The following is a 26,479-nucleotide window of genomic DNA, read 5'->3' as shown; positions in this document are numbered from 1 at the left end:
GGGCCGCGACGCTGGTGTCGCGGCCCGGGAAGTCGGCTCAGCTGCCGTAGATGTCGAGCCCCTCGAAGTAGGGCTCGGACAGTGCTTCATAGGTGCCATTCGCGCGGATCGCCGCGATGCCGGAGTTTACCCGATCGAGCAGCTCGCTGTCCTCCTTGCGCAGGCCCACGCCGACGCCGTGACCGAGGATCGACGGGTCGCTCTCGACCGCGCCACGGTACTCGCAGCAGGCGGCGCCGGCGTCGCTCTCGAGGAAGGGCATCAGCGCCAGCATGTCACCGACCACCGCGTCGATGCGGCCCGCCGCGAGGTCCTGCAGTTCCTCGTCCACCGTCGGGTAGCTGCGGATGTCCGCGGCGGTCTCGGCGAAATGCGCGCGGGCATAGGTTTCGTGAATGGTGCCCACCGAGACGCCGAGATAGGCGCCATCGACGCCTTCGGGGGTGGGCTGAACCTTGCTGTCCTTCAGGGCGATCACGCCGGTCGGCGTGTCGTAGTACTTGTCGGAAAAGGCGATCTGCTTGGCGCGCTCCTCGGTGATGCTCATCGAGGCGACGATCATGTCGATCTTGCCGGTGTTGAGCGCCGGGATGATGCCATCCCAGGCCACCGGGGTGATCACGCAGTCGGCTTCGATCTCGGCGCAGAGCGCATCGGCGAAGTCGATCTCCCAGCCGCTCCAGTTGCCGCTCGCGTCGGGGCTGTAGAAGGGCGGATAGGGCTCGGCGGCGATGCCGACCTTGTAGGGCTCCGCAAGGGCCGGGGCGGCGAGCGCGGCGGCGGCGGTGGCGGCGAGCGCGAGTGTCTTGAACATGGTGTCTCCTCTGTTGGTTTTCTTGGTGCGGGGCGGTCAGGCGATCGAGCGGATGAATTGCTGCAGGTGCGGCGAGCGCGGATCGCCGAAGATCTGCTCTGGCGGGCCTTGTTCCTCGATGCGGCCGTCCTTCAGGTAGACGACGTGGCTGGCCACATCGCGGGCAAAGCCCATCTCGTGCGTGACGAGGATCATCGTGCGCCTCTCGGCGGCGAGGTCGCGGATCACGGTCAGCACCTCGCCGACCAGTTCGGGATCGAGCGCCGAGGTCGGCTCGTCGAAGAGCATCGCCAGCGGCTCAACCGCCAGCACCCGCGCGATGGCGCAGCGCTGCTGCTGGCCGCCGGACATATGGGCGGGGTAGGCGTCTTCCTTCTCCGCGAGGCCGACGCGTTCGAGCACCTGCCGGGCGCGGGCCACGGCTTCGTCGCGGGGCATGCCCAGCACCTGAACCGGCACCTCGATCACGTTGCCGAGCACGGTGCGGTGCGGCCACAGGTTGAAGTTCTGGAACACCATTCCGAGCTGCGCACGGATGCGCTGCAGCTGCCTGCGGTCCGCCGGTTCCAGCCCGCCATCACGGGTGGGGCGCATGGCGTAGGCCTCGCCGTGGATGGCAATTTCGCCGGCGCTGGGGGTCTCGAGCATGTTGATGCAGCGCAGCATGGTGGACTTGCCCGATCCGGAGCCGCCGATAACCGCCACCACGTCGCCGGGGCGGGCGGTGAGCGAGATGCCCTTGAGCACCTCGAGGCGTCCGAAGTGCTTGTGCAGGTCGCGGATCTCTACCGCCGGCGTGGCGTTGTTCATGGCTGTCCCCCCCCTGCCGAATCCGGGCGCTCCCGGACGGCTGCATCCCTTGCAATTTCTCTGCTGTTGTACGAATGTAAAACAAATCTCGACGAGGAAGTCAAAGTGACCATACGGAAGGTGCTCAATATGATGGATTTGGCGGCGGGAGGCCGGGCGTGACCCGGCGTGCCTTCAGCCGCCTGTCGCAGGACCGTCGCCGCACCGACCTGCTGGAGGCGACCCTCGCCTGTGTCGCCGACCTCGGGCTCGACCGGGCCGGGGCGCGGCAGATTGCCGAGCGGGCCGGGGTCTCGGCCGGTCTGATCCGCCACTACTTCCCCTCGAAGGACGAGATGGTGCGCGCCGCCTACGCCTACCTGATGGGCCAGATGACCGCCGCCGCCGAGGATTCCGGGGCCGGGGACGCGCTGTCGCCAGAGGCGGCGCTGGCGGAAGTCATCGCGGCCAACTTCGCGCCGCCGAGCCTCTCGGGGGTGAAGGTCTCGCTCTGGGCCACTTTCGTGGGGCGGGTGCGCGTCGATCCGGCCTATGCCGACATTCACCGCGAGGGCTACCGCGAGTTCCTCGACCTGCTCGAGGCGCGCATCCACCCGGTGCTGGTGGCGCAGGGCTGCCCGGCGGACCCGGCCCGGTGCAAGCATCTCGCCATCGCGCTCAACGGGCTGATCGACGGCCTGTGGATCGAGGGCTCGCTGGGCCATGGGCTCTATGACGCGCGGCGGCTTCCGGCCATCGCGCTCGCCGCCGCCGAGGGCATCCTGCGGCTGCCCGACACCACGCTGACGCGCCACCTGGCGCTCGAAGACGAAAGGAGCTGACATGCGGTATGCCGCGATCACCGAACGCCTGCGCACCCTCGGCGGAGACAAGTGGGCCGTGCACAATGCCGCCCGCGCCCGGCGCGATGCGGGCGAGGATATCCTCGAGCTGACCATCGGCGAGCCGGACATCGCCCCGGACCCCGCGCTTATCGAACACTGCGTTTCTTCGCTGCGCGGCGGGCGTACGCAATACTCCAACGGGCGTGGCGAGCCCGGATTGGTGGCGGCGCTGGTCGAGGCCTACCGTCCGCGCCATCCGCAGATCGGGGTCGAGAACGTGTTGTGCTTTCCCGGCACGCAGACCGCGCTCTTCGCGGTCATGCTGGGGCTGGTGGGGCCGGGCGAGGGGGTGCTGATCGGCGATCCCTACTATGCCACCTACGAGGGCGTGGTGTCTGCCGCGGGCGGCCACGTGCAGCCGGTGCCGCTGCGCATGGACCGGGATTTCGTGCTGCAGCCCGCCGACCTGCGTGCCGCAATCACGCCCGAAAGCAGAGTGCTGCTGCTCAACACGCCGCACAACCCGACCGGCGCTGTGATCGACCGCGCGACGCTCGAAGAGCTGGGAACGATCTGCGCCGAGCACGATCTCTGGATCGTCTGCGACGAGGTCTATGCCGAACTGATCTTCGAGGGCAGCTTCACCTCGCCGCTGGAGATCGCCGCGCTCCGCGAGCGCGTCGTGGTGGTCTCGTCGATCTCGAAAAGCCACGCCGCCACCGGCTTCCGCAGCGGCTGGGCCATCGGTCCGGCGGAGTTCTGCGCCGCGCTGCTGCCGGTCTCCGAGACGATGCTCTTCGGCAACCAGCCGTTCATCGCCGACATGACAGAGGCGGCGCTGCGCGGCACCTTCGACACCTCGGCGCGGATGCGCGAGGCCTTCGGGCGGCGCGCGCGGATGCTCTGCGCGCGGCTGAATGCGATGCCGGGTCTCTCGGCGCAGATGCCGCGCGGCGGCATGTTCCTGATGCTCGACGTCTCGGGCACCGGGCTCGACGGCGAAGCCTTTGCCTGGCGGCTGCTCGAAGAGCAAGGCGTTGCGGTGATGCCGGGCAGCGCCTTCGGCAGCAACGGCGGCGGGCTGGTGAGGGTCGCGCTGACGGTCCCGGACGCGCAGCTTGAAGAGGCGGCGCGGCGCATCGAGGCGCTCAGCGTGGATCTCGCCGCGCGCCGGGTCGCCTGACCCCGAGCCTTCGGCAGCCGTGCCGCCGCCGGAGGCCGCTCAGACCCTCGCGCCCTTGTGGCGGATCGCGCAGCCTATCAGCCCGGCGAGGATGCCGACGATGGTCGAGACGCTGTATTCCAGCGTCGTGACCGGCACCTCGGCGGAGTGGTGGCCGCCGAGGATCAGCGGCGAGAGCACCCCGATGGCCCCGCCGAGGATCGCGGCAATGATCCAGTTGCGGGTCGTCATGCCGAGCGCGACGCCGAGGATGCCGGGCAGGCCGAGGATGCTCCCTCCGATGGTACCGAGTAGGTCAAGCAGGCTCAGCATGGTCTGATCTCCGTGTGTTGCTGGCGCGGGGCCGGGAGGTCACCGTCCCTGCGCCGCTTGGCTTGATGGGCGGTCAGTCCGCCGAGATACCGAGGAACGAGCGGATCGAGGCGACGTCGACGCGGCCCGACGCCTCGGGCATGCGGCTCTGCGCCAGGGTTTCGACGACGTGCTGATATTCCTCGAGGTAACCCGGCGCGAGATCATGCGCGATGCCCTGGTGGCAGTCGATGCAGGTCATGTTCTCGTCGACCGCGCGCTGATGGTTTTGCGCCGCCCGCGTCTCCTGGATGGTGAAATCCATGTACTCGAAGGCGTGGCAGTTGCGGCACTCGCGGCTGTCCGTCGCCTTCATCTTCTTCCACACCGCCGCGGCCATCTCGAGCCGTCGGTCCTCGTATTTCTCCGAGGTGTCTATGGTGCCCCTCAGCTCGTGGTAGACGTCCTTCACCGCCATCACCTTGGCCTTCATCTTGTACTGCCACTCGTGCGGCACGTGGCAGTCCGAGCAGATCGCCCGCACGCCGGAGTGGTTGTTGTAGTGGATGGTCTGGCGGTACTCGCCGAGGTTGGTCTCCATCGAGTGGCAGGAGGTGCAGAACTCCTCGGTATTGGTCAGCTCCAGCGACCAGTGAAAGCCGCCCCAGAAGAGGATGCCGCCCAAAAAGCCCGCGATCAGCAGGAAGCCGGTGCTGAACAGCCCGGTGGGGCTCCAGAAGGCGTCCCATATGCGGAGCAGGATGTTGCGGCGGCCGTGCTTTTTGTTGTCCGGCATGTCGTCTCTCCCCGTTCAGTCCTGCGTCAGCGCGAGACGCTGGAGGCTTCGAAGTCGTTGCCGACCAGCGCCGGCGCATCCGCCTGCGGGACGTGGCACTGGTTGCAGAACCAGCGGGTGCCGGCCACCGTGTCGAGCTGGTTTCCGCTACGGTCGAGGTAGTGGGTCATCGACAGTGTCGGCGCGCCGCGGTCGCCGGCGTTGGTCCAGTCGTGGCAACTCAGGCACTGGTTGGTGCGCAGGTCGATCTGGTATTGGCTCATGGAGTGCGGAATGGTCGGCGGCTGCTGGCGGTAGTTGCGCACCTCGCGTCCTTCCTGCTGCTGGTAGACCTCGGGCGGCTGGAGCTCCTGATCCACCGCGGCGCCGCGCAGCGACTGGATGCCTCCGGATGTCTGCGCCACGACCAGCCCCGCGATGAGCAGGGGCGTTGCGAAGGTGGCGATCTTCGCGATGACCGGCAGTTTCATGGGCGCTCTCCGTAGTTGATTGCTGTCACGCAGGGTGGGTCACTCAGGCGGCGGAGTGACGGGATCGTTCGGGCGGGGAGGACGGGGCATCGATGTGGCTGTCGAAGCGATGGGTGAAGGCGAAAACGTCGACAGAGCAGACGTCGACGCAGCGCCCGCAGTTGGTGCAGTCGGGCGAGAGGATCAGCGGCGTCTCGCCATCCTTGCCGCGCAGTGCCGGGGCAATGACTTGGTTCTCGGGGCAGACCGCAAAGCAATCCATGCAGTCGTCGCAGGCTGCGCGACCTGCGGCGCTGACCCGCAGCAGGCTGTGCGTGCCCAATAGTCCATAGAAGGCCCCAACCGGGCAGAGGTGTCCGCACCAGCCGCGGCGTGAGACCAGCAGGTCGAACAGGAAGACCAGCGCCACCAGCGCCCAGGCAAAGCCCATGCCGAAAACCAGCCCGCGTTGCAGCATGGTGATCGGGTTGATCGCCTCCCAGGCGATGCTGCCGGTCAGCGCCGAGACGGCCAGCACCGTGCCGAGCAGCCAGAGCCTTGTGTGGCGCTTGGGCTGCCAGCCCTTCTGCAGGCCAAGCCTCACGTGCAGCCAGTGCGCGGCGTCGGTCACCGGGTTGATCGGGCAAACCCAGGAGCAATAGACCCGCCCGCCGATCAGCAGGTAAGCCATGACCACGATCGCGGCGCCGATCAGCGCCGTCAGTTCGGGCCAGTGACCGGCGGCGAGGCTCTGCGCCAGCACCAGCGGATCGGTCAGCGGCAGGAGGCCGAAGGTGCGCGAGCCGGCAAGGGTGCCGGCCACCCACCAGAGGCCGAACCATGGTCCGAGCAGGAAGAGCAGCAGGAAAAACCCTTGCGACAGCCTGCGCAGCAGCAGGAAGCGGTGCGCCCGCCACCAGCCCTTGAGGCGGATCGCCTCCTCGCCGACCGGGAGGTTGGTCTTCTCTTTCATTCGCCCGCTCCCGGTACCGGGGAGGCCGGGAGGGTGAAGCTGGGCTCGAAGCCGCCGGGGGCGGCGAGGTTGTCGGTGCCGGGGCCGGGCAGGCGGTCGGGCAGGTCGATCACTCCCTCGACCAAAGGCCCGCCCTTTTCCTCCATCTCTTCCCAGCCCTTGCGGTAGTGCTCCGCGGGTGCGCCGCGGGCAAGCCGCATGGGCAGCACCTTGATCGCGGCCTCGGGCAGCACGCAGCTCTTCTCGCATTTGCCGCAGCCGGTGCAGTGCTCGGCATGGACCGTCGGCGCGAAGATCGCATGGTGGCCGGAGCGGTCATTGTGCGACAGCTCGAGGGTGATCGCTTCATCGATCACCGGGCAGACCCGGTAGCATACGTCGCAGCGCAGCCCCAGGAAGTTGAGACAGTTCTCCTGGTCGACCAGCACGGCGGTGCCCATGCGCGCCTCATCGATGTCGCGCAGGCCCGGATCCAGCGCCCCGGTCGGACAGGCCACGACGCAGGGGATGTCGTCGCACATCTCGCAGGGCACGTCGCGGGCGGTGAAGAAGGGCGTGCCGGTGGCCGGCCCGTCGGCACCCAGCTCGGCCAATGTCAGCGTGTCATAAGGGCAGTCGCGCACGCAGAGCCCGCAGCGGATGCAGGCGCCGAGAAACTCCGCCTCGGGCAGGGCGCCGGGCGGGCGCAGCGCATCGGCGGGCAGGGCGCGGGCATCGCGGGCGAGCCATGCCAGCGCGCCGCCCGCGAGTGCGCAGCCGCCCGCCATCCGCGCGGTGTCCATCAGGAACCTGCGGCGTTGCGGCGAAAGCGGCATGGCGGCGGGCATGGCGGGCCTCCTCTGGCGTCTCCTCCGGCGTGAGGCGCGCGGGCAGGTGCGCGGGATTACACCCGCTCGACCTTGCAGGCGCATTTCTTGAAGTCGGTCTCCTTGGAGAGCGGACAGGTGGCGTCGAGCGTCAGCTTGTTGATCAGCTGCCCCTCGTCGAACCACGGCACGAAAACCAGCCCCTTGGGCACCTTGTTGCGGCCGCGGGTCTCGACCCGGCTGAGCATTTCGCCGCGCCGGGTCGAGATGTTGATTTCCTGTCCGCGCCGCAGGCCGCGTTCCTCGGCGTCCTCGGGGTGCATGAAGACCACGGCGGCGGGGAAGGCGCGGTGCAGCTCGGGCACCCGGCGGGTCATCGAGCCCGAGTGCCAGTGCTCCAGCACGCGCCCGGTCGAGAGCCACAGATCGTATTCCTCGTCCGGAGATTCCGCCGGGGGCTCGTAGGGGGCGAAGATAATTTTCGCCTTGCCGTCCGGGTAGCCGTAGAAGGTCACCTCCGTGCCCTCGGGCACGTAGGGATCGTAGCCCTCGCGGAAGCGGTAGAGCGTTTCCTGCCCGTCCACCACCGGCCAGCGCAGACCGCGCGCCTGATGATACTGCTCGAAGGGCGCGAGGTCGTGGCCGTGGCCGCGTCCGAAGGAGGCGTATTCCTCGAACAGCCCCTTCTGCACATAGTAACCGAAGTGCTGAGCCTCGACATTGTCGAACCCCTCGGCGGTCTCTTCCAGCGGGAAGGCGTTCACCTGGCCGTTCTCGTAGAGCACCTCGTAGAGCGTCTTGCCGGCCAGCTCGGGCATCTTGGCCACCAGCTCGTCGCCCCAGGCCTCCTCGACGGTGAAGCGCTTGGCGAACTCCATCAGCTGCCAGAGGTCCGACTTGGCCTCTCCCGGGGCCATGACCTGCTGGCGCCAGAACTGGGTGCGGCGCTCGGCATTGCCGTAGGCGCCCTCCTTCTCGACCCACATGGCGGTGGGCAGGATGAGGTCGGCCGACATGGCGGTCACAGTCGGGTAGGGGTCCGAGACGGTGACGAAGTTCTCGGGGTTGCGGTAGCCGGGCCAGCCCTCCTCGTTGATATTGGCGCCGGCCTGCATGTTGTTGTTGCACTGCACCCAGTAGGCATTGAGCGTGCCGTCCTTCAGCGCGCGGTTCTGCGCCACGGCGTGCAGGCCGGGCTTTTCGGGGATCGTGCCCTCGGGCAGTTTCCAGATCTCCTCGGCATGGGCGCGATGCTCGGGGTTGGTCACCACCATGTCGGCGGGCAGCCGGTGCGAGAAAGTGCCGACCTCGCGCGCGGTGCCGCAGGCCGAGGGCTGGCCGGTGAGCGAGAAGGGAGAGTTGCCCGGCTCCGAGATCTTCCCGGTCAGCAGGTGGACGTTGTAGCACAGGCCGTTCGCCCAGGAGCCGCGCGTGTGCTGGTTGAAGCCCATGGTCCAGAGCGACATGACCTTGCGGCTGGGATCGGCGTATTGCTCGGCCAGCCGTTCGAGCTGATGCGCCGGCACGCCGGACATCTCGGAAACCTTCTCCAGCGTGTATTCCGAAACGGCGGCGGCATATTCGTCGAAGTCGATCGGGGTCAGATCGCCCGAATTAGGATTGGCGGCGGCCTCCTGCAGCGGGTTGCTGTCGCGCAGCCCGTAGCCGATGTCCGTGGCCGTGCGGGTGATGTTGACGTGCTTTTCAAGGAAGTCCCAGTTCACCGCATCGTTCTGGATGATGTAATTGGCGATGTAGTTGAGGATCGCCAGATCGGTCTGCGGCGTGAACACCATGCCGTTGTCCGCCAGCTCGAAGCTGCGGTGCTCGAAGGTCGACAAAACATGCACCTGCGCCCCGGGCTTGGTCAGCCGCGTGTCGGTCAGCCGCGACCAGAGGATCGGGTGCATCTCGGCCATGTTCGAGCCCCAGAGAACGAAGGTGTCGGCGTGCTCGAAGTCGTCGTAGCAGCCCATCGGCTCGTCGATGCCGAAGGCGCGCATGAAACCGACCACCGCCGAGGCCATGCAGTGCCGGGCGTTGGGGTCGATATTGTTCGATCGGAAGCCCGCCTTCATCAGCTTGGAGGCGGCGTAGCCCTCCCAGACCGTCCATTGCCCCGAGCCGAACATGCCCACCGAGGTCGGTCCCTTGGCGGCCAGAGCCGCCTTCCACTTCTCGGCCATGACATCGAATGCCTCGTTCCAGCTCACCGGCTCGAATTCGCCGTTCTTGTCGTAGACGCCGCCCGACTTGCGCAGCATCGGCGTAGTGAGCCGGTCGGCACCGTACATGATCTTCGACAGGAAGTAGCCCTTGATGCAGTTCAGGCCGCGGTTCACCGGCGCCTCGGGGTCTCCCTGCGTGGCGACCACCCGGCCCGCCTTGGTGCCCACGAGCACCGAGCAGCCGGTGCCGCAGAAGCGGCAGGGGGCCTTGTCCCAGCGGATGTCCGAATTGCCCGGGGTTTGCGCCAGCGCGCCGGGGGCGAGCGAGATGCCCGCCGCGGCGGCGGTGCTGGCGGCGGCGGTGGCCTTGAGGAAAGTCCTGCGCGAGTCCGAGATGGTCATGGGTCAGGTCTCCGGATGGGGGGCGGCGGGGGATGGGCGTTGGTCGAGGTCTTCGAAATGGTGGTAGTTGATGGTCAGCGAGATCACGCCGCGGATCTGGTGCAGCGACATGATGATGTCCGAGGCGAAGGCGGTGTCGGTGTCCTCGACCACCACAACCAGCCGCCCGTCGTCGCTCTGGGCATGCACCTCGACGCCGTCGAGCGCTTCGATCTGCGCGCGGGCAACAGGCAGCGCATCCTGCGCGACGTGAACAAGGCAGCCGCAAATGTTCATCGGACCGCCTCCGTGAGCGACTCCCGCTGCTCGAAGGACACGGCACCGGCGGGGCAGGTGATGGCACATTCGCCACAACCGGTGCATTGCGCGGGATCGAGCGTTGGTGCGGCGCGGCCGCCGGTCATCAGGCGAAAACGGATGGCACGGGGCTCGCAGGCGTCCTCGCAGGCCCGGCAGGAGATGCCGACCAGCGACAGGCAGGTGTCGGTGATGGTGGCCGTCCACGGCCAGTCGGGCACGGCCTCGGGACGCAGCGCGCCGGTCTCGCAGGCCTCGGCACATGCGCCGCAAAACGTGCAGGCGCCTTGTGAGAAGTCGACCAGTGGCAGGGCGGGTTCTGGCGCGTCGGGCTGTCGGATGAGGATCGCCTCGGGGCAGGCGCGCAGGCAGTCGCCGCAGCCGGTACAGAGCTGCGAGAAGCGGGCCTGAGCCCCCGGGGGCCTCATCAGAGGTGCCTCGGGGCGTGACAATTGCCCGCGAAGGAAGTTGCGCCTGCTGTGCTGGGTCGTCATCGACGTCCTGGCCTTCCGCTGTGCCCGCGAACAATCCTGCGGACGAGTACTATGCCGGGAAGACTGCCACAGGTTGTTCAGCCGGGAAAGCTTCGCACGTGGGGCATCCGGGAATCGTCAGGATTCCGCCTGCGGCGCGAGGCAGCGGATGGTCGTTTGGAGCTGAGGGGGTCTACGTCCGCGGGCGGGTCCGGTCAGCGGCGGCCGGTGAGGCCCTCCAGCGCGCCGGGCGGGGTCGGGCGGGTCACATACTCGGGGCGCCGCTTCTCGTAGAAGGCATTGCCGCCGGTGGTGAGCACGTAGTGCATGTTGTTGTAGGAGGCGCGGTAGGTTGCCGCGTGGAAGAACTGCGCGTTGCCGATCAGCGGGTGGCGTTCGCCCTGCAGCACCGAGAGCGCCGCCTCGCGCACCATCGGCATCGCCGAGCCTCCCATGTCGCGCCGCATGACGCCCGGGGCGAACTGGTTCTTCTGGCCCACGACACCACAGACCGAGCCGGGAAACTCGTGGGACTCCACGCGGTTCATCACCACGCTACCCACGGCGATCATGCCGTCACGGCTCGAACGGATCGACTCGAAGTACATTGCGCGCTCCATGCATTCGAGATCCCCTGCCGCATGGCGCCGCGCCGGGCCGCCGCCGCAGGCCGCAAGCGTGAGCAAGGCCACCCCTGCGAGGATACTGAAGGTCGTCTGGCGCTGCGGTTTCATGTCTCGGCTGCTCCCCGGATTGCCTTGGCCTGCCCGGTTGCGACACTAGGGCAGGCGGTGCCCGGTCTTCAATATCCCAAGTGCCGGTGCGGTCGCGCGGCGCGCGGGCGATATGCGGCTTTGGGAGTGCAGGCCGAGCGAAGGCCCGACCTGCGATCTTGGCGCACTACCCTGCACGCCGTGAAGGATCGGGGGTACCGCGACGCGGTCAGGGCCCGCAGGGCTCCTGACTCATGAGTGGGGCGCAGGCTCGCGCCCGACATGCTTTGCGTCAGGCGTCCCCTGCGAGCTCGCGCAGGTCCACCGCGCGGCCCTCGGTCATCGAGCGCTGAGCCGCGAGCCCCATGAGCACGGCCCATTTGCCATCCAGCAGCGACACCTCGGGCACTTCCCGCTCGCCGCGCACCAGCTCCAGGAAGCCGCGGTGCTGGTAGAAGGTCGAGCCGTTGTGGTCCCCGGCCTCGAGGATGGTCGGATCGACGGGGATCTCGCGCACCTCGGGCCCTTTCGGCTCGCGCGGCGAGACGATCACCTGCGGCACCGGTGCCGCACCCAGATGCGCAGGCCAGAACCGGCCCGGCCCCGGCACCAGTGCCTCGATCTTGCCCGTCGGGCCGACCGCCGAGATCTCTTCCTGGTAGCGCGAGCCTTCGGCGAACATGCAAAGCTCCAACATGGCGCGCACGCCGCTCTCGAACTCGACCATCACGTAGCCATGGTCGAAGATATCGGGGGTCTCGCCTGCGTAGGTCTCCTCGAGGTGGTTGGCCGCCTGTCCGCCCATCGCCATGACGCGGACCGGATCGGATTTCAGCGTCAGCCGCATGAGGTCGAAGAAATGGCAGCATTTCTCGACGAAGGTGCCGCCGGTGTAGCGGTTGAAGCGGTTCCAGTCGCCGACCTTTTCGAGGAAGGGGAAGCGGTGCTCGCGAATGGTCAGCATCTTCACGCCGCCGGTGGCCGCCTCGGCCTCTTCCAGCAGCTTGGCGACGGGCGGCATGTAGCGGTATTCCATCGCCACCCAGACCGGCGCGGGGTAGCTTTCGGCAAAGGCGTCGATCGCGGCAGCGTGGTCCGGATCGGTGAACAGGGGCTTTTCCACCAGCACCGGCAGGGGGCGCGTTCCTGCGATCTGCTGCAGCTGTTCGACATGGCGGAAGTTGGGGCTGGCGATCAGCAGGCAATCGATCTCGGCCACGTCCAGCAGCGCCTCGATGCTGTCCACGAACTGCGCGTTCGGGGCGAACTGCCGCGCATGGGCGCGCATCTCGGCGTCGGGCTCGAAGATCGCACCGACGGCGGTGTTGTCGAGCAGCGCGATGTTGCGCAGATGCTCCTGTCCCATCATGCCACAGCCGATGATGCCGTAGGTGATGGTCCGTGTCTCGCTGCGCGCGAGGGTCTGGGTCGTCATAGGGAAATCCTCCTCCCTTCAGATGAGGCGCTGGACGTAGAGCGCCTTTTGGGTGTCGTACCAGGTGCGTGAGAACTCGACCGCTTCGCTGCCCTGCGCCCAGGAGAGGCGCTCGATATAGGCGGTGGTGGTGCCTGGCTTGAGCGGGAATGCCTCGGGCGCCCAGTCCGGCACTTGCCCGATGCCCACGCGGTCCTCGGCGCGGGTGATCCAGAGCTGCAGGGCGCGCTTGTAGGTCAGGTAAAGCGAATCCTGCACCATCTCTCGCGGGACGCGGCCCGCGCCGCCGTCGAGCCAGATCTCCTCGACCGCGATGACGACATCGTCGAGGTAGCGCAGGCGGCGAAAGCGGGTGCCGTGGTCCGAGGTGCCATAAGCGGGCTGCTGCGGATCCTTGGGCGCGTAGTCGGCCGCAAGGATGTCTGCAGTGGGCAGCCCGCCGCCGCCCTTGGCCAGTTCGAGGCGAAACATCGAGTAGACCGATTCGACCTCACCGCCGGCGCGGACGTAGTTGCCAGAGCCCTGACGGCGCTCGAGAAGCCCCTTTTTCTCCAGCTCAAGCAAGGCCTTGCGCAGGGTGCGCACGGTCGTGCCATGGGCCTTGGCGAACTCCCGCTCGGGCGGCAGCTTCTGTCCGTCGACAAGCCGGCCGGCGGCGATATCGCGGATCACCAGCTCGCTGATCTGCATGTAGATCGGCAGTGCATCGGGCCTGTGAGCCGAATTCCTGTTTTTTTCCTGCATGTTTCCGCCTCCCCCTGCGGATGCTGCGAATGAAAAAATTGATACACCATTGATCTACATCAAAGACGCGGGTAGTGAAAGGGAAAGTTCGGAGGTTTTCAGGGAGGAAAACATGACGGTCGTACCCGTTACATCCGCCGATCTCGACGCGGTCGAGGTGGCCTGGTTCTCGGCGCTCTGCTCGGATGACTACCAGTTCCTGGGCGTGCCCGACGGTGACCTGCGCTCGTCGTGGGATCATTGCTCGGAGATCGTGAAGACCGCCGAGGCGCAGGGCTTCGGCAACATCCTGTGCCCCTCGTCCTATCAGGTCGGGCAGGACACGCTGAGCTTCGTCGCGGGCTGCGCGCCGATCACCAGCGCCATCAACCTGCTGGCCGCCGTGCGCTGCGGCGAGATGCAGCCGATCATGCTGGCGCGGACCATCGCGACGCTCGATCACATGCTGCAGGGGCGGCTGACGGTGAACATCATCTCGTCCGACTTCCCCGGCGAGAAGGCCGAAAGCCAGTACCGCTACCAGCGCTCGCGCGAGGTGGTCGAGATCCTCAAGCAGGCGTGGAACCGCGACGAGATCAACTACGAGGGCGAGGTCTACAACTTCACCGGCCTCACCACCGATCCCGCCAAGCCCTACCAGCAGGGCGGGCCGATGCTCTACTTCGGCGGCTACTCCCCCGCCGCGCTCGATCTCTGCGGCCAGCATTGCGACGTCTACCTGATGTGGCCGGAAAAGACCGAGGACATCGCCGGGCGGATGAAGGCCGCCAATGCCGCCGCCGAGCAGTATGGCCGCACGTTGGATTACGGCTTCCGCAGCCACGTGATCGTGCGCGACACAGAGGCCGAGGCCAAGGAGTATGCCCGCTACATCGCCAGCAAGCTCGACGACGAGCTCGGGCAGGCGATCCGCGAGCGGGCGCTGGATGCGAGCAGCCTCGGCGTCAGCCATCAGGCACGCAACCGCGAGCTGGCCGACCTCGAGGGCTATATCGAGCCGAACCTCTGGACCGGCATCGGCCGGGCGCGTTCGGGCTGCGGTGCGGCCATCGTCGGTTCGACCGATCAGGTGCTCAGCAAGCTCGAAGAGCTGCAGAAGATGGGCATCCGGGCCTTCGTGCTCTCGGGTTACCCGCACGTCGAGGAGGCCGAGCATTTCGGCTCGCGCGTGCTGCCGCAGCTCAAGACCTGCCAGCTCAACCAGGCCTGGGGCCGCGTTCCGCAAACCCTTCCGCAGACGCCGCTCGGCGCAGGAGACCGCCGCTGATGGATACCCTCAACGACTTCACCCGGGATCGCGTGACCATGGCCGAGGGGCTCAGCTTCTCGCGGCTGGTCTACGGCATGTGGCGCATCGGCGATGACGCCGACACCTCTGCGGGTCACGTGCGCGCCAAGATCGACGCCTGTCTCGCGCAGGGGATCACCACGCTCGATCAGGCCGACATCTATGGCGATTACACCGCCGAGGCAGTGCTGGGGCAGGCGTTCAAGGCCGACCCGTCCCTGCGCCAAAAGGTGGAACTGGTCACCAAATGCGACATCGTCGCGCCCTGCGGCAAATACGCGGATGTGGCCTGCAAGCATTACGACACCTCCAAAGCCCACATCGAGGCGTCGGTCGAGAACTCGCTGCGCGATCTCGGCACCGATTACATCGACCTGCTGCTGATCCACCGCCCCGATCCGCTGATGGACCACGAGGAGACCGGTGCCGCGCTCGACGGCCTGGTGAAGGCGGGAAAGATCCGCGCCGCCGGCGTGTCGAACTTCCGCCCCTGGGATGTTGAGCTGCTGCAGAGCGCGATGGACACGAAACTCGCCACCAACCAGATCGAGATCTCGCTGGCGCGCGTCGAGCCCTTCACCGATGGCGATCTGGCGTTCCACCAGCGCCGCAAGGATCCGGTGATGGCCTGGTCGCCGCTTGGTGGCGGCAGCCTGATGACCGGCGAGAGCGATCTGACCCGCCGCATGGATGCGCTGGCCGGTGAATTCGGCGTCGACCGCGCCGCCATTGCCGTCGCCTTCCTGCTGCGTCACCCGGCCACCATCCTGCCGGTGCTGGGCACCAACTCTCTGGAGCGGATCGCGAAGATCTCGGATGCGCGCAAGGTCGCGCTGAGCCGCGTGCAGTGGTTCCAGCTCTACGAGGCGGCGCTCGGCCGCGAGGTCGCCTGATGCAAATGGCGCAGCCCCAGAGCTTCCAGAGCTTCGTGCCCGACCCGGGCAACGGGCGGGCGCTGCGCGATGCCTTCGGGCTGTTCGCCACGGGGGTGACCATTGTTACCGCCTGCGGGCCCGAGGGCTGTGCCGCGATCACCGCCAACAGCTTCGCGTCGGTCTCGATGGACCCGCCGCTGGTGCTCTGGTCGCCGGCGCGCAGTTCCAGCCGGTTCGACCTCTTTGCCGGGGCCGAGCACTACGCGATCCACGTGCTCGCGGCGGAGCAGCAGGAGCTGGCGTGGACGGTGGCGAAGAACGGCGCGGCGCTGATCGGCGCGCCGCTGGAGCCGAATGCCGAGGGCGTGCCGGTGCTGGAGCACTGCCTTGCCCGCTTCGACTGCCGCCGACACGCGGTGCACGAGGCGGGCGATCACGCGATTGTCGTCGGCGAGGTGCTGCGCGCCACCATGCAACAGGGCGATCCGCTGGCCTTCTTCGGCGGGCGGGTCGCAAGGGTCGAGGTCAACTGACGTCACGCCGCCGCCCGGGAGGAGGGCGCGGCATGACGGGGAGGAGAACATGGTGCTACTCGACGGGCTGATCCGGCCACTGTCCCGGGTCAATGACGTGCTGCTGAAGGTCGGGCGCGGCATTGGCGTCGTCGCCATCGCAGTGATGGTTGCGGTGACGCTGGTGCAGGTGTTCTGCCGTTACGTGCTGGGCAACGCGCTTCCGTGGCCGGACGAGGCCGCGCGCTTCTGCATGCTGTGGATGACCGGGCTGATGGCACCGACCGCCTTCCGCCGCGGTGGCTTTGTCGCCATCGACATCCTGCCGTCGATGCTGCCGCGTCGCGCGGCCAGCCTGCTGAACCTCGTGCTGCTGGCGATCAGCCTGATGGTGCTGGTCTTCGCACTGCAGATCGGCTGGAAGGAGGTCACCGGGCTTGGCGGACGCTTTGCGTCGGCCTCTTTGTACATTCCCACCGCGCTCGACTTCAGCGAATGGCACCGGGTGCCGCGCAGCTGGATGATGGCCTCGATCCTCGTCGGAATGGCGCTGCTGGTGCTGGTCAACATCGAGCTGATCCTGCGCAATCTCGCCGAGCTCTGCTCGGTCCGCGACCTGCCCACGATCCCGCAGGCCAACACGCAAGGGGCCGAATGACATGCTGATCTGGTTCCTTCCGCTCTTCCTTGTCTTCCTGATGATCGGCCTGCCGGTGTTCTTCGGCCTCCTGGCCGCGCCGGGCATCCTGCTGTTCCTGAACGGGCAGGAGCGCGATCTGACGCTGCTCTACCGCAATCTCTACAACGGCATGGACAGCTTCCCGCTGATGGCGATCCCCTTCTTCATGCTGGCGGGCGAGATCATGAACCGCGGCGGTATCACCCATCGCCTCGTGGAGTTCAGCCAGGCCTTCATGGGCCACCTGCGGGGCGGGCTGGCGCATGTGAACGTGATGTCCTCGATGCTGTTCGCCGGGCTCTCGGGCTCGGCCGTCGCCGACACCTCGGCGCTCGGCTCGATGCTGATCCCGGCGATGGAGAAGCAGGGCTACACCCGCCGCTTCGCCGCCGCGATCACCGCCGCCAGCTCGGTCATCGGGCCGATCATCCCGCCCTCGGGGATCATGATCATCTACGCCTATGTCATGGGCGAGAGCGTCGCGGCGCTGTTCCTTGCAGGGCTGGTGCCGGGGGTGCTGGTGGGCGTCGGGCTGATGCTGCTGATCAAGGTCATGGCCAACCGCTACGACTTCCCCGTGGCGTCCCGCGAATACAGCTGGGGCGAGCGCGGCGAGGCCAGCCTCAAGGCCTTCTTCCCGCTGCTGACGCCGGTGATCATCCTCGGCGGCATCCTCGCCGGGGTGTTCACCCCGACAGAGGCGGCGGCGGTGGCGGTGTTCTACGCGCTCTTCATCAGCCTCTTCGTGCTGAAGACCCTGCGCTTCGCCGAACTGCCCGACGTGCTGGGCCGCGCCGGTCTGACCTCGGCGGTGGTGCTGCTGCTGGTGGGCGCGGCCATGTCGTTCAAGACCGTGGTCTCACTGTCGCACGCGCCGCAGCAGATGGCCGATTTCATCCTGTCGCTGACCGAGAACCCGCTGCTGCTGCTGTTCCTGATCAACCTTCTGCTTTTCGCGGTGGGCATGTTCCTCGACGCGGGCCCGGCGATCATCATCCTCGGTCCGATCCTCGGCCCGGTGTTCATCGGCATGGGCGTCGACTCCGTGCATTTCGCCATCATCATGTGCGTGAACCTGACGGTGGGGCTGGCGACGCCACCCATGGGGCTGGTGCTCTTTGTTGCCTCGGCCGTGTCGGGCGAGAGGGTGACGACCATCGCCCGTGCCATCCTGCCATTCCTCGCGGTCGAGATCGCGGTGATCTTCCTGATCACCTATTTCCCCGCGATTTCCATGACGATCCCGCGACTGACCGGGTTCGCGAACTAAGAAAATCCAGAGCTATCAGGGAGGATAACATGCTCAGGAAGACCAAGACGCTGGCGGCGACGCTGCTGATGACGGCGGCGCTTGCCATCCCCGCGATGGCGCAGGACTACACGATCCGCGCCGTCGCCAACTCCAACGAGAACGACGAGGATTACGACGGGCTGCAGGTCTTCAGATCCTACGTCGAGAGCGCCTCGAACGGCGCCATCGGTGTCGAGATCTACATGGGCACGCAGCTCTGCTCGAACGGCGCGGAATGCCTGCAGGGCGTGGCCGACGGCTCGATCGACGTCTACATCTCGACCTCGGGCGGCGCGGCAGGGCTGTTCCCCTACGTGCAGGTGCTGGACCTGCCCTACGTGATGCAGGACGACCGGGTGGCCGAGAAGGTGCTGTCGGGCGACTTCACCCGCACCATGCGCGCGATGGCGCTGGAGGATTCCGGCGGGCTGATCCGGTTGATGACCATCGGCAACACCGGCGGCTGGCGCAATTTCGCCAACACCAAGCAGCGGGTGCAGACGCCCGCGGACCTCAAGGGCATGAAGATCCGCACCGTTGTCGCGGACCTGCCGCAGGAACTGGTGCGCGCCCTCGATGCCGCGCCGACGCCGATCCCATGGCCCGAGCTCTTCACCTCGCTGCAGACCGGCGTGGTCGAGGGCACCAAGAACGGCATCACCGACATCATGTCGATGAAGTTCCCCGAGGCCGGCTTGCAGTATGTCACCCTCGACGGTCACGCCTACATGGGCGCGCTGTGGTGGATGTCGAACGAGAAGTTCATGGCCCTGCCGGAGGACATGCGCCGCGTGGTGGTCGACGGCTTCTATCAGCTGCAGCAGGCGACCTTCGCCTCGCCGAAGCGCAAGTCGATCCCGGCCTACCAGGAATTCGTCGACGGCGGTGGCGATCTCTACGTGCCGACCCCCGAGGAAAAGCAGGCCTTCGCCGATGCCGCGCAGCCGGTCTATGATTGGTTCACCGCCAACGTCGAGGGGGGCGAGGAGATCTTCAACGCCATGCAGAGCGCGGTGCAGACCGCGACCGAGGAGCTTGACGCCGAGCGCGCCAGCGACATCCAGTAACCGACCGCCGGCGCGCCTTCTTAGGGCGGCGCGCCGGCTCCGGCACGGGCCCTAGGGTCCGGCCCAAGAAACTCCCAGAGCCCACCGAGGACAGGACATGAGCGCATTCACCGCCACCCTTTCGGACCCCCGCCGCATCATTGCGCAGGCCAAGGTCCTCGCACCCGGCACGGCGCTGGCGATCGTGCTGGCGATGGCGGCGCAGTTCCTGTCCAACCACTACGGCGCGCCGGTGATGCTCATGGCGATCCTGCTCGGCATCCCGTTCCACTTCCTGTCAGAGCATGAGAACACCGGCCCCGGCATCACCTTTGCCGCCAAGGGGCTGCTGCGCATCGGCGTGGCGCTGCTCGGGCTGCGGGTCTCGCTCGACATGGTGCGGCAGATCGGCTGGGGCTTCGTTCTGGTCATCGCGTTCTGCATTGCCGTGACCATCCTCGGCTCGATCCTGCTGTCGCGTTTCGTCGGCAAGGACCGCGCCTTCGGCTTTCTCACTGGCGGGTCGGTGGCGATCTGCGGCGCATCGGCGGCGATGGCGATCTCGTCGATCCTGCCGCAGCGCGAGACCGCCGAGCGCGACCTGTCGTTCACTGTGATCTCGGTCACCGCCTTTTCCACGGTGGCGATGATCGTTTACCCGATCCTCGCCGAGGCGCTGGGGCTCGACCAGCACCTGACCGGCCTCTTCCTCGGTGGCACCATCCACGACGTGGCGCAGGTGGTGGGCGCGGGTTACTCGGTGTCGGACGAGACCGGAGACATCGCAACGGTGGTCAAGCTGATCCGGGTCACCATGCTCGCCCCGGTGGTGCTGATCGGGGCGCTGGCCATGCGCCGGCACGCGCCGGCGACCGACGCACGCCCGCCACTGCTGCCGGGCTTCGTCGCGGCCTTTCTCGTGCTCGCGGCGCTCAATTCTTTCCACCTCGTGCCGGAGGTCGTGATCGCCCCCGCCTCGACCCTGTCGCGCGCTCTGTTGGTGACCGCGGTGGCGGCGGTCGGCATGAAGACCTCGCTGGCCAAGCTCGCGGATGTGGGGGGCACCGCCATCGCCATGCTCGCGGTGCAGACGGCAGTGCTGGCCGGGCTGGTGCTGGTGCCTTTGCTGCTGGGGCTGGTCTGAGCGGCATCTGCGCGGCTCAGGTCGGATCTTCAGGCCGGATCTTCAGACCGGGATGCTCAGGACGGCGCGCCCATCTGCGCCCGGGCAAGGATTGCGGCCCCCTGCACGCCGAGGCGTTCACCGCCGCGCGCCGAGCCGATCTGCAGCCGTTCGGTCGCAAGCGGCAGGCAGCGCTGGTAGACCCTCTCGCGGATCCCTGCCAGCATCGCTTCGCCCGCGCCGGAGAGCGTGCCGCCGATCACCAGCGCCGCGGGGTTTAGCATCGCGACGAGGTCTGCCGCCACCGTGCCGATGATGCGGCTGCTGGCGTTGACCAGCGCGCGACACTCGGGCGCGCCCCGGACATAGAGCTGCATGACCTCGCGCGCGTCGCGACAGTCGTTACCCTGCGCCTGCAGGTCCCGCGCCAGAGCCCAGCCCGCCGCATGGGCCTCGATGCAGCCCTGCTTGCCGCAACGACACAGCCGGTGCGGCTCGGGACTGTGCTGGATGTGGCCGATGTCGCCGGAGGTGCCGAAGGCGCCGCGCAGAAGCTGACCGTCGGTGATCATCCCGCAGCCGATCCCGGTGCCTGCCTTGATGAAGACGAAGTGCCGGGTCTCGGGCCAGTGCAGCCGTTGCTCGGCGAGGCACATCAGGTTGACGTCGTTGTCCAGCGCCACGGGCATCTTGAGCCGGCTCCGCAAGAGCGCGCGCAGATCGAGTTCTTCCCAGCCGTACATCACCGAGGGCTTGGCGACGCGGCCCTGACGGTAGTCGATCGGCGCGGGCAGGGCGATGCCGAGCCCGGCGACGGGGGCGCTCGCCCGGTCGCCGGTCGCCAGCCGCTCGGCGCAGGCAGCCAGCGCCTCGAGCGTGCGGGCCGGATCGGCGCGCAGGTCGATCTCCAGCAACGCCTCGTCCAGCACATCGAGACCCAAGGAGAAAAGCGTCACCCGCGCCATCTGCTCGCCGACGTCGATGCCGATGAGGTTGCGATGATGCGGGTTGATCCGCCAGGTCCGCGCCGGACGTCCTCCTCCCGAGGCGAGGCTGTCACCCTCGGCGATCAGACCGGCCCGGGCCAGCGCCTTGATTCTCTGCCCGGCGGTGACGCGGGACAGGCCGACGTGGGTTTCGATCTCGCGCGCACTGCGTGGAGGCCCGTCGAGCAGCAGGCGGTATATCGGGTCGTGACCGGGATTTTCCATGCTTCTCCATGACCTTACGGCATCCTCGCGGATTTGCCACTTATGATAAGTTATTTACAAAAGTATAGCAATATATGAATCTTTATTGACAGAAGTTTCCCCATTCTGCCCACTGAACATGCGCAGGGAGGAGCTGCGCATTTTGGGAGGACATTATGAAAACGCTTTTTAGGCTGGGGGCCGCAAGGTCCGCCACGGCCCTGATGCTTGCCGCCCCGGCGGCCCTAATTTTAGCCGCGCCGGCGGCATGGGCTCAGGATGACGACATTCTCGTCGGGCTGATCACCAAGACCGACACCAACCCGTTCTTTGCCAAGATGCGCGAAGGCGCGGCGGCCAAGGCCGAGGAGCTGGGCGTGAAGTTCCAGGCCTTCGCCGGCAAGTACGACGGCGACAACGACACGCAGATCACCGCCATCGAGAACCTCATCGCCGCCGGCGCCGACGGCATCCTGCTTCTGGCCAGCGACACCAAGGCGATCGTGCCGACGGTGCAGAAGGCGCGCGACGCCGGGATCCTCGTCATCGCGCTCGACACCCCGCTTGAGCCGATCGACGCGGCGGATGCGACCTTTGCCACCGACAACTTCCTCGCCGGCGAGATGATCGGGCAATGGGCGCTGAAAACGCTGGGCGAGGAGGCCGCGCAATCGGCAAAGATCGCCTTTCTCGACGCCCACGAGAGCCAGCCCACCGTCGACGTGAAACGGGACCAGGGGTTCATGGAAGGCTTCGGCATCGACATCAAGAACCCCGACCGGCGCGACGACGAGGACGATCCGCGCATCGTCGGCCACGAGATGGCGGGCGGCTCCGAGGTCGGTGGCCGCGACGGCATGGAGACGCTTCTGCAGAAGGACTACGACGTCAACGTCGTCTACACGATCAACGAGCCCACCGCCGCAGGTGCCTGGGAGGCGCTGAAGGGCGCGGGCAAGGACGACGGCTCGGTGCTGATCACCTCGGTGGACGGCGGCTGTCCCGGCGTGCGCAACGTGCAGGACGGGGTGATCGGCGCGACCTCGATGCAGTTCCCGCTGCTGATGGCCTCGCTCGGGGTCGAGGCGGTGGTTGCCCACGCCAAGGACGGCACCATGCCGGAACCGTCCGAGGGGCTCGATTTCTACAACACCGGGGTGAAGCTGGTGACCGACAAGCCGGTGGAGGGGCTCGAGTCCATCACCAGCGAAGAGGCGCTCGAGCTCTGCTGGGGCTGAACATTCGCACGCGCTTCAACGGTGCCCGCCACGGCGGGCCCGTCGTGACCGACGCAATCCGGGACACCTGACATGGCCAGCAACGACCTGCCGCAGTTCGCCACCCACGACACCCGCCTGTCGCGGCGGGTGATCAACGTGCTGCACGGCAATCCGACGATCATCCCGCTCTTTGTGCTGGTGCTCGGGCTGGCGGTCTTCTCGTCGGTGGTCGGGCAGCGCTTCTTCCACCCGTTCAACCTGTCACTGGTGCTGCAGCAGGTGACCATCATCGGCACCGTGGCGCTGGCGCAGACGCTGATCATCCTGACCGCCGGGATCGACCTGTCGGTCGGCGCGATCGTGGTGCTGAGCTCGGTCGCCATGGGGCGGCTGGCGATGGACCATGACGTTCCGCCCGGTCTGGCGCTGGCGCTCGGCATCGCGGTCGGCTCGGGCTGCGGCGCGCTCAACGGGTTCTTCGTGACGATGATCCGCCTGCCGCCGTTCATTGTCACCCTGGGCACCTGGAGCGTGTTCAACGCGCTGATCCAGTTCTGGTCGGGCGGCGAGACCATCCGCCAGCAGGAGATCGAGGCCGCCGCGCCGATCCTGCAATGGACCGGGGAGTCGCTGCGCATGGGGGCGGCGCGGCTGACCATCGGCTCGCTGCTGATGCTGCTGCTGGCCGGGCTGCTGTGGTACGTGCTCAATCGCACCGCCTATGGTCGGCACATCTATGCGGTGGGCAACGATCCCAACGCCGCGCGGCTCTCGGGGATCGGCACGCGCAAGGTGCTGTTCACCGTCTATCTCACCGCCGGGGCGATCTGCGGCTTTGCCGGCTGGCTGCTGATCGGGCGCATCGGCGCGATCAGCCCGCTGGGCGGGGCGATGACCAACCTCGACAGCATCACTGCGGTGGTGATTGGCGGTACCAGCCTCTTCGGCGGACGCGGCTCGATCATCGGCACGCTGATCGGGGCGCTGATCGTCGGCTTCTTCCGCAACGGGCTGGCGCTCGCCGGGCTCGACGTTCTCTGGCAGGAGTTCACCATCGGCTTCCTGATCATCATCGCGGTCTCCTTCGACCAGTGGCTGCGGAGGATCTCCACATGATGGCGCGGGCCGTGACCAATCCCGAGCCGGTGCTGAAGGCGCGCGGGCTGGTCAAATCCTTTGGCCGGGTCGTGGCGATGGACGGCGCCGATTTCGACCTGATGCCGGGCGAGATCCTCGCGGTCATCGGCGACAACGGCGCGGGCAAGTCGACGATGATCTCGGCGCTCGCGGGGGCCGTGCGCCCCGACGCCGGCGAGATCTTCCTTGGCGGCGAGAAGGTCGCCTTCCACAGCCCGATGGACGCGCGCTCGCAGGGCATCGAAACGGTGTTCCAGGGGCTGGCGCTGGCGCCCGCGCTGACCATCGTCGACAACCTCTTCCTCGGGCGCGAGTACCGAGTGCCCGGGCTGCGGGGTGGCCTCTTCCGACTGCTCGACCGCGCGCGGATGCGCGAGGAGGCCCGGAAGCACCTTTCGGACCTCGGCCTGATGACCATCCAGAACATTGACCAGGTGGTCGAGACGCTCTCGGGCGGGCAGCGGCAGGGCGTCGCCGTGGCGCGCGCCTGCGCCTTCGGCTCGAAGGTGGTGATCCTCGACGAGCCCACCGCGGCGCTCGGCGTGAAGGAAAGCCGCAAGGTGCTCGATCTCATCAGGGACGTGCGCGACCGCGGCATCGCCATCGTGCTGATCTCGCACAACATGCCGCACGTCTTCGAGATCGCCGACCGCGTGCACATCCACCGGCTCGGCCGCCGCGTTGCGGTGGTCCGACCCTCGGAGATGACCATGTCCGACGCCGTGGCGATCATGACCGGCGCCATGGAGCCACCCGCGGGCCAGCCCGCGGACTGAACCCGAAACCCACATCCCCAAACCCGCAAGGACCAAGACATGCTGAGACTGGACGAGAAACTCGCGCGCATCCGCAGTGGCGGCTACCGCAAGGGCGATTTCATCATCGCCGACGCCAAGGACGGGGACATGGGCCCCTCGATCAAATCCTGCGGCCCGCACCGCAATGCCGACGGCAGCGCCGGGGCCTTCCGCACCCGGCCCGAATTCCTTGACAGTATCGAGGCCATCGTCACGCAGGACGTGGTGGATGTGATGCTGACCTCGGTCTCCAACCTCGAGGCGCTGCAGGAGCGCGGTGTCTACGACACCAGCCGCGTGACCCCGGCGATCCGGGCCAATGATACCACCGATGTCTGGGTGTTCCGCGGCGCCAGCTACGCCAAGCAGCCCTCGCGTCCGTTCCGCACCGCCAACCTCGGCGAGGCAAAGCGGCTCGGCTGCGATCTCGGGCTCTACTCGATCACCTTCAACAACGACCTCGACGCCGACTACATGTCGCTCGAGCATTTCGCCGCCTTCCGCGAGGATGCGGCGGCCAATGACTTCCGCTACTTCCTCGAGGTGTTCAACCCGAACGTCGACTGCGGCATCGGCGCCGAGGACATTCCCGGCTACGTCAACGACGCGATGATGCGCTGCATGGCGGGCCTGTCGAAACGGGAGCGGCCCGAGTTCCTGAAGATCGCCTACAACGGGCCGCGGGCGCTCGACGAGCTGGTCAGCTACGACCCCTCTGTGACCGTCGGCGTGCTCGGCGGCGGCGCGGGCACCACCCGCGATTGTCTCGAACTGATCGCGCAGATCGAGCGCTACGGCGCGCGGGTGGCGCTCTTCGGGCGCAAGATCAACCTCGCCGATGATCCGCAGGAAATGGTGCGCATGATGCGCGCCGTGGCGGATGGCGAGATGGGCTCGGAGGAGGCGACCCGTGCCTATCACGGCACGCTGCAGTCGCGCGGCATCACCCCGAGCCGCCCGCTTGAGGACGACGTGCAGATCACCGAGGCGGTGCTGGCGAAGGACGCGCTGAAGAGCGCCGCGTGAGCCCATGCGGGGGTATCACGCCCCCGCAGGCCACACAGATCAGCGGAACGAAGAACCAACGAGAGAGGGCATGACGCCATGGGCAGCACGCGCAGCGGCTATATCACCGGGGGAACCTGGTGCGTCGATCACAACATGGTCCTGCCGCGCTGGCCCGAGGAAGAGACGGCGACGCGCATCCTGTCGGCCTCGGCGCAGGGCGGCGGGGCGGGTTGCAACTTTGCCGTCGACATCCGCCGCCTCGCACCCGAGATCGCTGTCTCCACCGTCGGGCTCTGCGGCGAGGACCCGGATGGCCGGTTGCTGCGCGGCGTTGCATCGGACCATGGCATCGACTGCGCGCAGTTCCACGTCGACCCGCAGCTGCGCACCCATCGCACCATGGCCTTCACCTCGGCCGAGAACGGCAAGCGGACGCATATCTTCGAAGCCGACTCCAGCGACCACCTCTCGCCCGACCATTTCGACTTCTCGGGGGTCACCGCACGGATGTTGCACCTCGGCCTGCCCGGCACCCACGCGCTGCTCGACGCGCCGTGGCAGGGCGATCCCAGCGGCTGGGTCACCGTGCTGAAGAAGGCCCGCTCCGCCGGTTTGCGCACCAACATGGAGGTGATGAGCATCCCCCGCGACGACCTGCGGCGGATCATCCTGCCCTGCCTGCCGCATCTCGACTACCTCGTGGTCAACGATTACGAGATCGGCGCTTTCGCCGACATGCAGACGGTGCGGGAGGGCACGACTTCGGTGCCCGGTGTGCTCGCCGCGCTGCGCCGGGTGATGGAGCTCGGCAGCATGGAGATCGCCGTGGCGCATTTCCCCGGCGGTGCGCTGGCGCTGGAGCGGAACGGCACGGTGCATTCGCACCCCTCGACACGGGTGCCGCAGGCCGAGGTGAAGGGCACCAACGGCGCGGGCGATGCCTTCGCCGCGGGGTTCTTCTGCGGCCATCACCGAGACGTTCCGTTGCGCGATTGCCTCGCCTACGCCCATGCCGCCGCCGCCGCCTCGCTGCGCTCGGTCGACACCTACGGCGCGGTCGAAGGCATTGAGGCGTGTCTCGCGCTCGCCGCGCGCAACGGCTGGCGCGAGCCGTTGGAAGTGGGGGCCGCCTGAC

Annotated in this window: 28 protein-coding genes; 14 read left to right on the top strand and 14 right to left on the bottom strand. The window is 67.5% G+C overall.

Features of this window, described 5'->3' with window-relative positions:
* Nucleotides 1-37: 37 nt before the first annotated feature.
* Both BM397_RS17405 and BM397_RS17400 read right to left on the bottom strand, forming a co-directional pair.
* Nucleotides 38-814 (bottom strand): transporter substrate-binding domain-containing protein, encoded by a 777-nt coding sequence (locus tag BM397_RS17405; protein ID WP_092427180.1) that lies wholly within the window; start codon nucleotides 812-814, stop codon nucleotides 38-40.
* Between the two features lie 36 nt (nucleotides 815-850).
* Complete coding sequence (locus tag BM397_RS17400; RefSeq protein WP_092427178.1) at nucleotides 851-1,624, bottom strand: ABC transporter ATP-binding protein; 774 nt, start codon at nucleotides 1,622-1,624, stop codon at nucleotides 851-853.
* Between the two features lie 158 nt (nucleotides 1,625-1,782).
* On the opposite strand from BM397_RS17400, the gene BM397_RS17395 reads away from it, so the two are divergent.
* Both BM397_RS17395 and BM397_RS17390 read left to right on the top strand, forming a co-directional pair.
* Nucleotides 1,783-2,445 (top strand): TetR family transcriptional regulator C-terminal domain-containing protein, encoded by a 663-nt coding sequence (locus BM397_RS17395; RefSeq protein WP_092427175.1) that lies wholly within the window; start codon nucleotides 1,783-1,785, stop codon nucleotides 2,443-2,445.
* Between the two features lies 1 nt (nucleotide 2,446).
* Nucleotides 2,447-3,631 (top strand): pyridoxal phosphate-dependent aminotransferase, encoded by a 1,185-nt coding sequence (locus tag BM397_RS17390; RefSeq protein ID WP_092427172.1) that lies wholly within the window; start codon nucleotides 2,447-2,449, stop codon nucleotides 3,629-3,631.
* Nucleotides 3,632-3,670: 39 nt separating this feature from the next.
* Here BM397_RS17390 and BM397_RS17385 read toward each other — a convergent pair whose 3' ends face one another.
* The 11 genes from BM397_RS17385 to BM397_RS17335 all read right to left on the bottom strand — a co-directional run bounded on the left by BM397_RS17385 (nucleotide 3,671) and on the right by BM397_RS17335 (nucleotide 13,178).
* Nucleotides 3,671-3,943, bottom strand: a complete 273-nt coding sequence (locus BM397_RS17385; protein ID WP_245696135.1) for a hypothetical protein — start codon at nucleotides 3,941-3,943, stop codon at nucleotides 3,671-3,673.
* A 73-nt stretch (nucleotides 3,944-4,016) separates the two neighbouring features.
* Nucleotides 4,017-4,718: a NapC/NirT family cytochrome c gene (locus tag BM397_RS17380; protein WP_092427168.1), complete on the bottom strand. Its 702-nt coding sequence runs from the start codon at nucleotides 4,716-4,718 to the stop codon at nucleotides 4,017-4,019.
* 26 nt (nucleotides 4,719-4,744) lie between these two features.
* Nucleotides 4,745-5,188 (bottom strand): nitrate reductase cytochrome c-type subunit, encoded by a 444-nt coding sequence (locus tag BM397_RS17375; protein WP_092427165.1) that lies wholly within the window; start codon nucleotides 5,186-5,188, stop codon nucleotides 4,745-4,747.
* A gap of 43 nt (nucleotides 5,189-5,231) precedes the next feature.
* Entirely contained in the window at nucleotides 5,232-6,140 is a 909-nt protein-coding gene (gene napH, locus BM397_RS17370; protein WP_092427162.1) for a quinol dehydrogenase ferredoxin subunit NapH, read from the bottom strand.
* Nucleotides 6,137-6,967, bottom strand: coding sequence for a ferredoxin-type protein NapG (napG, locus tag BM397_RS17365; protein ID WP_092427159.1), 831 nt, complete (start codon nucleotides 6,965-6,967; stop codon nucleotides 6,137-6,139). The genes napH and napG overlap by 4 nt, the downstream gene beginning before the upstream one ends.
* Before the next feature lie 56 nt (nucleotides 6,968-7,023).
* Complete coding sequence (gene napA / locus BM397_RS17360; RefSeq protein WP_092427156.1) at nucleotides 7,024-9,516, bottom strand: nitrate reductase catalytic subunit NapA; 2,493 nt, start codon at nucleotides 9,514-9,516, stop codon at nucleotides 7,024-7,026.
* Nucleotides 9,517-9,519: 3 nt separating this feature from the next.
* Complete coding sequence (locus BM397_RS17355; RefSeq protein ID WP_092427153.1) at nucleotides 9,520-9,792, bottom strand: chaperone NapD; 273 nt, start codon at nucleotides 9,790-9,792, stop codon at nucleotides 9,520-9,522.
* Complete coding sequence (napF, locus tag BM397_RS17350) at nucleotides 9,789-10,307, bottom strand: ferredoxin-type protein NapF (RefSeq protein ID WP_092427151.1); 519 nt, start codon at nucleotides 10,305-10,307, stop codon at nucleotides 9,789-9,791. The genes BM397_RS17355 and napF overlap by 4 nt, the downstream gene beginning before the upstream one ends.
* A gap of 194 nt (nucleotides 10,308-10,501) precedes the next feature.
* Nucleotides 10,502-11,020, bottom strand: a complete 519-nt coding sequence (locus BM397_RS17345) for a cell wall hydrolase (protein ID WP_092427148.1) — start codon at nucleotides 11,018-11,020, stop codon at nucleotides 10,502-10,504.
* Nucleotides 11,021-11,291: 271 nt separating this feature from the next.
* Nucleotides 11,292-12,434 carry a Gfo/Idh/MocA family protein gene (locus BM397_RS17340; protein ID WP_092427145.1) on the bottom strand — a complete coding sequence of 381 codons (1,143 nt, stop codon included), beginning with the start codon at nucleotides 12,432-12,434 and terminating at the stop codon, nucleotides 11,292-11,294.
* An 18-nt stretch (nucleotides 12,435-12,452) separates the two neighbouring features.
* Nucleotides 12,453-13,178: a GntR family transcriptional regulator gene (locus BM397_RS17335; RefSeq protein ID WP_092427142.1), complete on the bottom strand. Its 726-nt coding sequence runs from the start codon at nucleotides 13,176-13,178 to the stop codon at nucleotides 12,453-12,455.
* A 112-nt stretch (nucleotides 13,179-13,290) separates the two neighbouring features.
* Here BM397_RS17335 and BM397_RS17330 point away from each other — a divergent pair, with 112 nt between their 5' ends.
* The 7 genes from BM397_RS17330 to BM397_RS17300 all read left to right on the top strand — a co-directional run bounded on the left by BM397_RS17330 (nucleotide 13,291) and on the right by BM397_RS17300 (nucleotide 20,013).
* Nucleotides 13,291-14,445, top strand: coding sequence for an LLM class flavin-dependent oxidoreductase (locus BM397_RS17330; protein ID WP_092427139.1), 1,155 nt, complete (start codon nucleotides 13,291-13,293; stop codon nucleotides 14,443-14,445).
* Nucleotides 14,445-15,359: an aldo/keto reductase gene (locus BM397_RS17325; protein WP_092427136.1), complete on the top strand. Its 915-nt coding sequence runs from the start codon at nucleotides 14,445-14,447 to the stop codon at nucleotides 15,357-15,359. Before BM397_RS17330 ends, BM397_RS17325 begins: the two co-directional genes overlap by 1 nt.
* Nucleotides 15,359-15,874: a flavin reductase family protein gene (locus tag BM397_RS17320; protein WP_176806731.1), complete on the top strand. Its 516-nt coding sequence runs from the start codon at nucleotides 15,359-15,361 to the stop codon at nucleotides 15,872-15,874. The genes BM397_RS17325 and BM397_RS17320 overlap by 1 nt, the downstream gene beginning before the upstream one ends.
* 49 nt (nucleotides 15,875-15,923) lie before the next feature.
* Nucleotides 15,924-16,511, top strand: coding sequence for a TRAP transporter small permease (locus tag BM397_RS17315; RefSeq protein WP_092427133.1), 588 nt, complete (start codon nucleotides 15,924-15,926; stop codon nucleotides 16,509-16,511).
* A 1-nt stretch (nucleotide 16,512) separates the two neighbouring features.
* A complete protein-coding gene (locus BM397_RS17310) occupies nucleotides 16,513-17,802 on the top strand; it encodes a TRAP transporter large permease (protein WP_092427130.1) in 1,290 nt (429 codons plus the stop codon).
* Nucleotides 17,803-17,831: 29 nt separating this feature from the next.
* Nucleotides 17,832-18,890, top strand: coding sequence for a TRAP transporter substrate-binding protein (locus BM397_RS17305; protein WP_092427127.1), 1,059 nt, complete (start codon nucleotides 17,832-17,834; stop codon nucleotides 18,888-18,890).
* Nucleotides 18,891-18,987: 97 nt separating this feature from the next.
* Complete coding sequence (locus BM397_RS17300; RefSeq protein WP_092427124.1) at nucleotides 18,988-20,013, top strand: YeiH family protein; 1,026 nt, start codon at nucleotides 18,988-18,990, stop codon at nucleotides 20,011-20,013.
* A 56-nt stretch (nucleotides 20,014-20,069) separates the two neighbouring features.
* Here BM397_RS17300 and BM397_RS17295 read toward each other — a convergent pair whose 3' ends face one another.
* Nucleotides 20,070-21,203, bottom strand: a complete 1,134-nt coding sequence (locus BM397_RS17295) for an ROK family transcriptional regulator (RefSeq protein WP_092427122.1) — start codon at nucleotides 21,201-21,203, stop codon at nucleotides 20,070-20,072.
* 155 nt (nucleotides 21,204-21,358) lie between these two features.
* Here BM397_RS17295 and BM397_RS17290 point away from each other — a divergent pair, with 155 nt between their 5' ends.
* The 5 genes from BM397_RS17290 to BM397_RS17270 all read left to right on the top strand — a co-directional run bounded on the left by BM397_RS17290 (nucleotide 21,359) and on the right by BM397_RS17270 (nucleotide 26,478).
* Nucleotides 21,359-22,420 (top strand): substrate-binding domain-containing protein, encoded by a 1,062-nt coding sequence (locus tag BM397_RS17290; RefSeq protein WP_176806728.1) that lies wholly within the window; start codon nucleotides 21,359-21,361, stop codon nucleotides 22,418-22,420.
* Between the two features lie 72 nt (nucleotides 22,421-22,492).
* Nucleotides 22,493-23,518: an ABC transporter permease gene (locus BM397_RS17285; RefSeq protein ID WP_092427119.1), complete on the top strand. Its 1,026-nt coding sequence runs from the start codon at nucleotides 22,493-22,495 to the stop codon at nucleotides 23,516-23,518.
* Nucleotides 23,515-24,315 carry an ATP-binding cassette domain-containing protein gene (locus BM397_RS17280; protein WP_245696133.1) on the top strand — a complete coding sequence of 267 codons (801 nt, stop codon included), beginning with the start codon at nucleotides 23,515-23,517 and terminating at the stop codon, nucleotides 24,313-24,315. The genes BM397_RS17285 and BM397_RS17280 overlap by 4 nt, the downstream gene beginning before the upstream one ends.
* 39 nt (nucleotides 24,316-24,354) lie before the next feature.
* Entirely contained in the window at nucleotides 24,355-25,362 is a 1,008-nt protein-coding gene (locus BM397_RS17275) for a beta/alpha barrel domain-containing protein (protein WP_092427116.1), read from the top strand.
* A 78-nt stretch (nucleotides 25,363-25,440) separates the two neighbouring features.
* Nucleotides 25,441-26,478: a carbohydrate kinase family protein gene (locus BM397_RS17270; RefSeq protein WP_092427113.1), complete on the top strand. Its 1,038-nt coding sequence runs from the start codon at nucleotides 25,441-25,443 to the stop codon at nucleotides 26,476-26,478.
* The last annotated feature ends 1 nt before the right edge of the window (nucleotide 26,479 follow it).

The organism is Alloyangia pacifica, assembly GCF_900116195.1.
Lineage (GTDB): Bacteria > Pseudomonadota > Alphaproteobacteria > Rhodobacterales > Rhodobacteraceae > Salipiger > Salipiger pacificus.
Note: the sequence above shows the minus strand (reverse complement) of the source record. Positions and strands in the feature narration are given on the sequence as shown.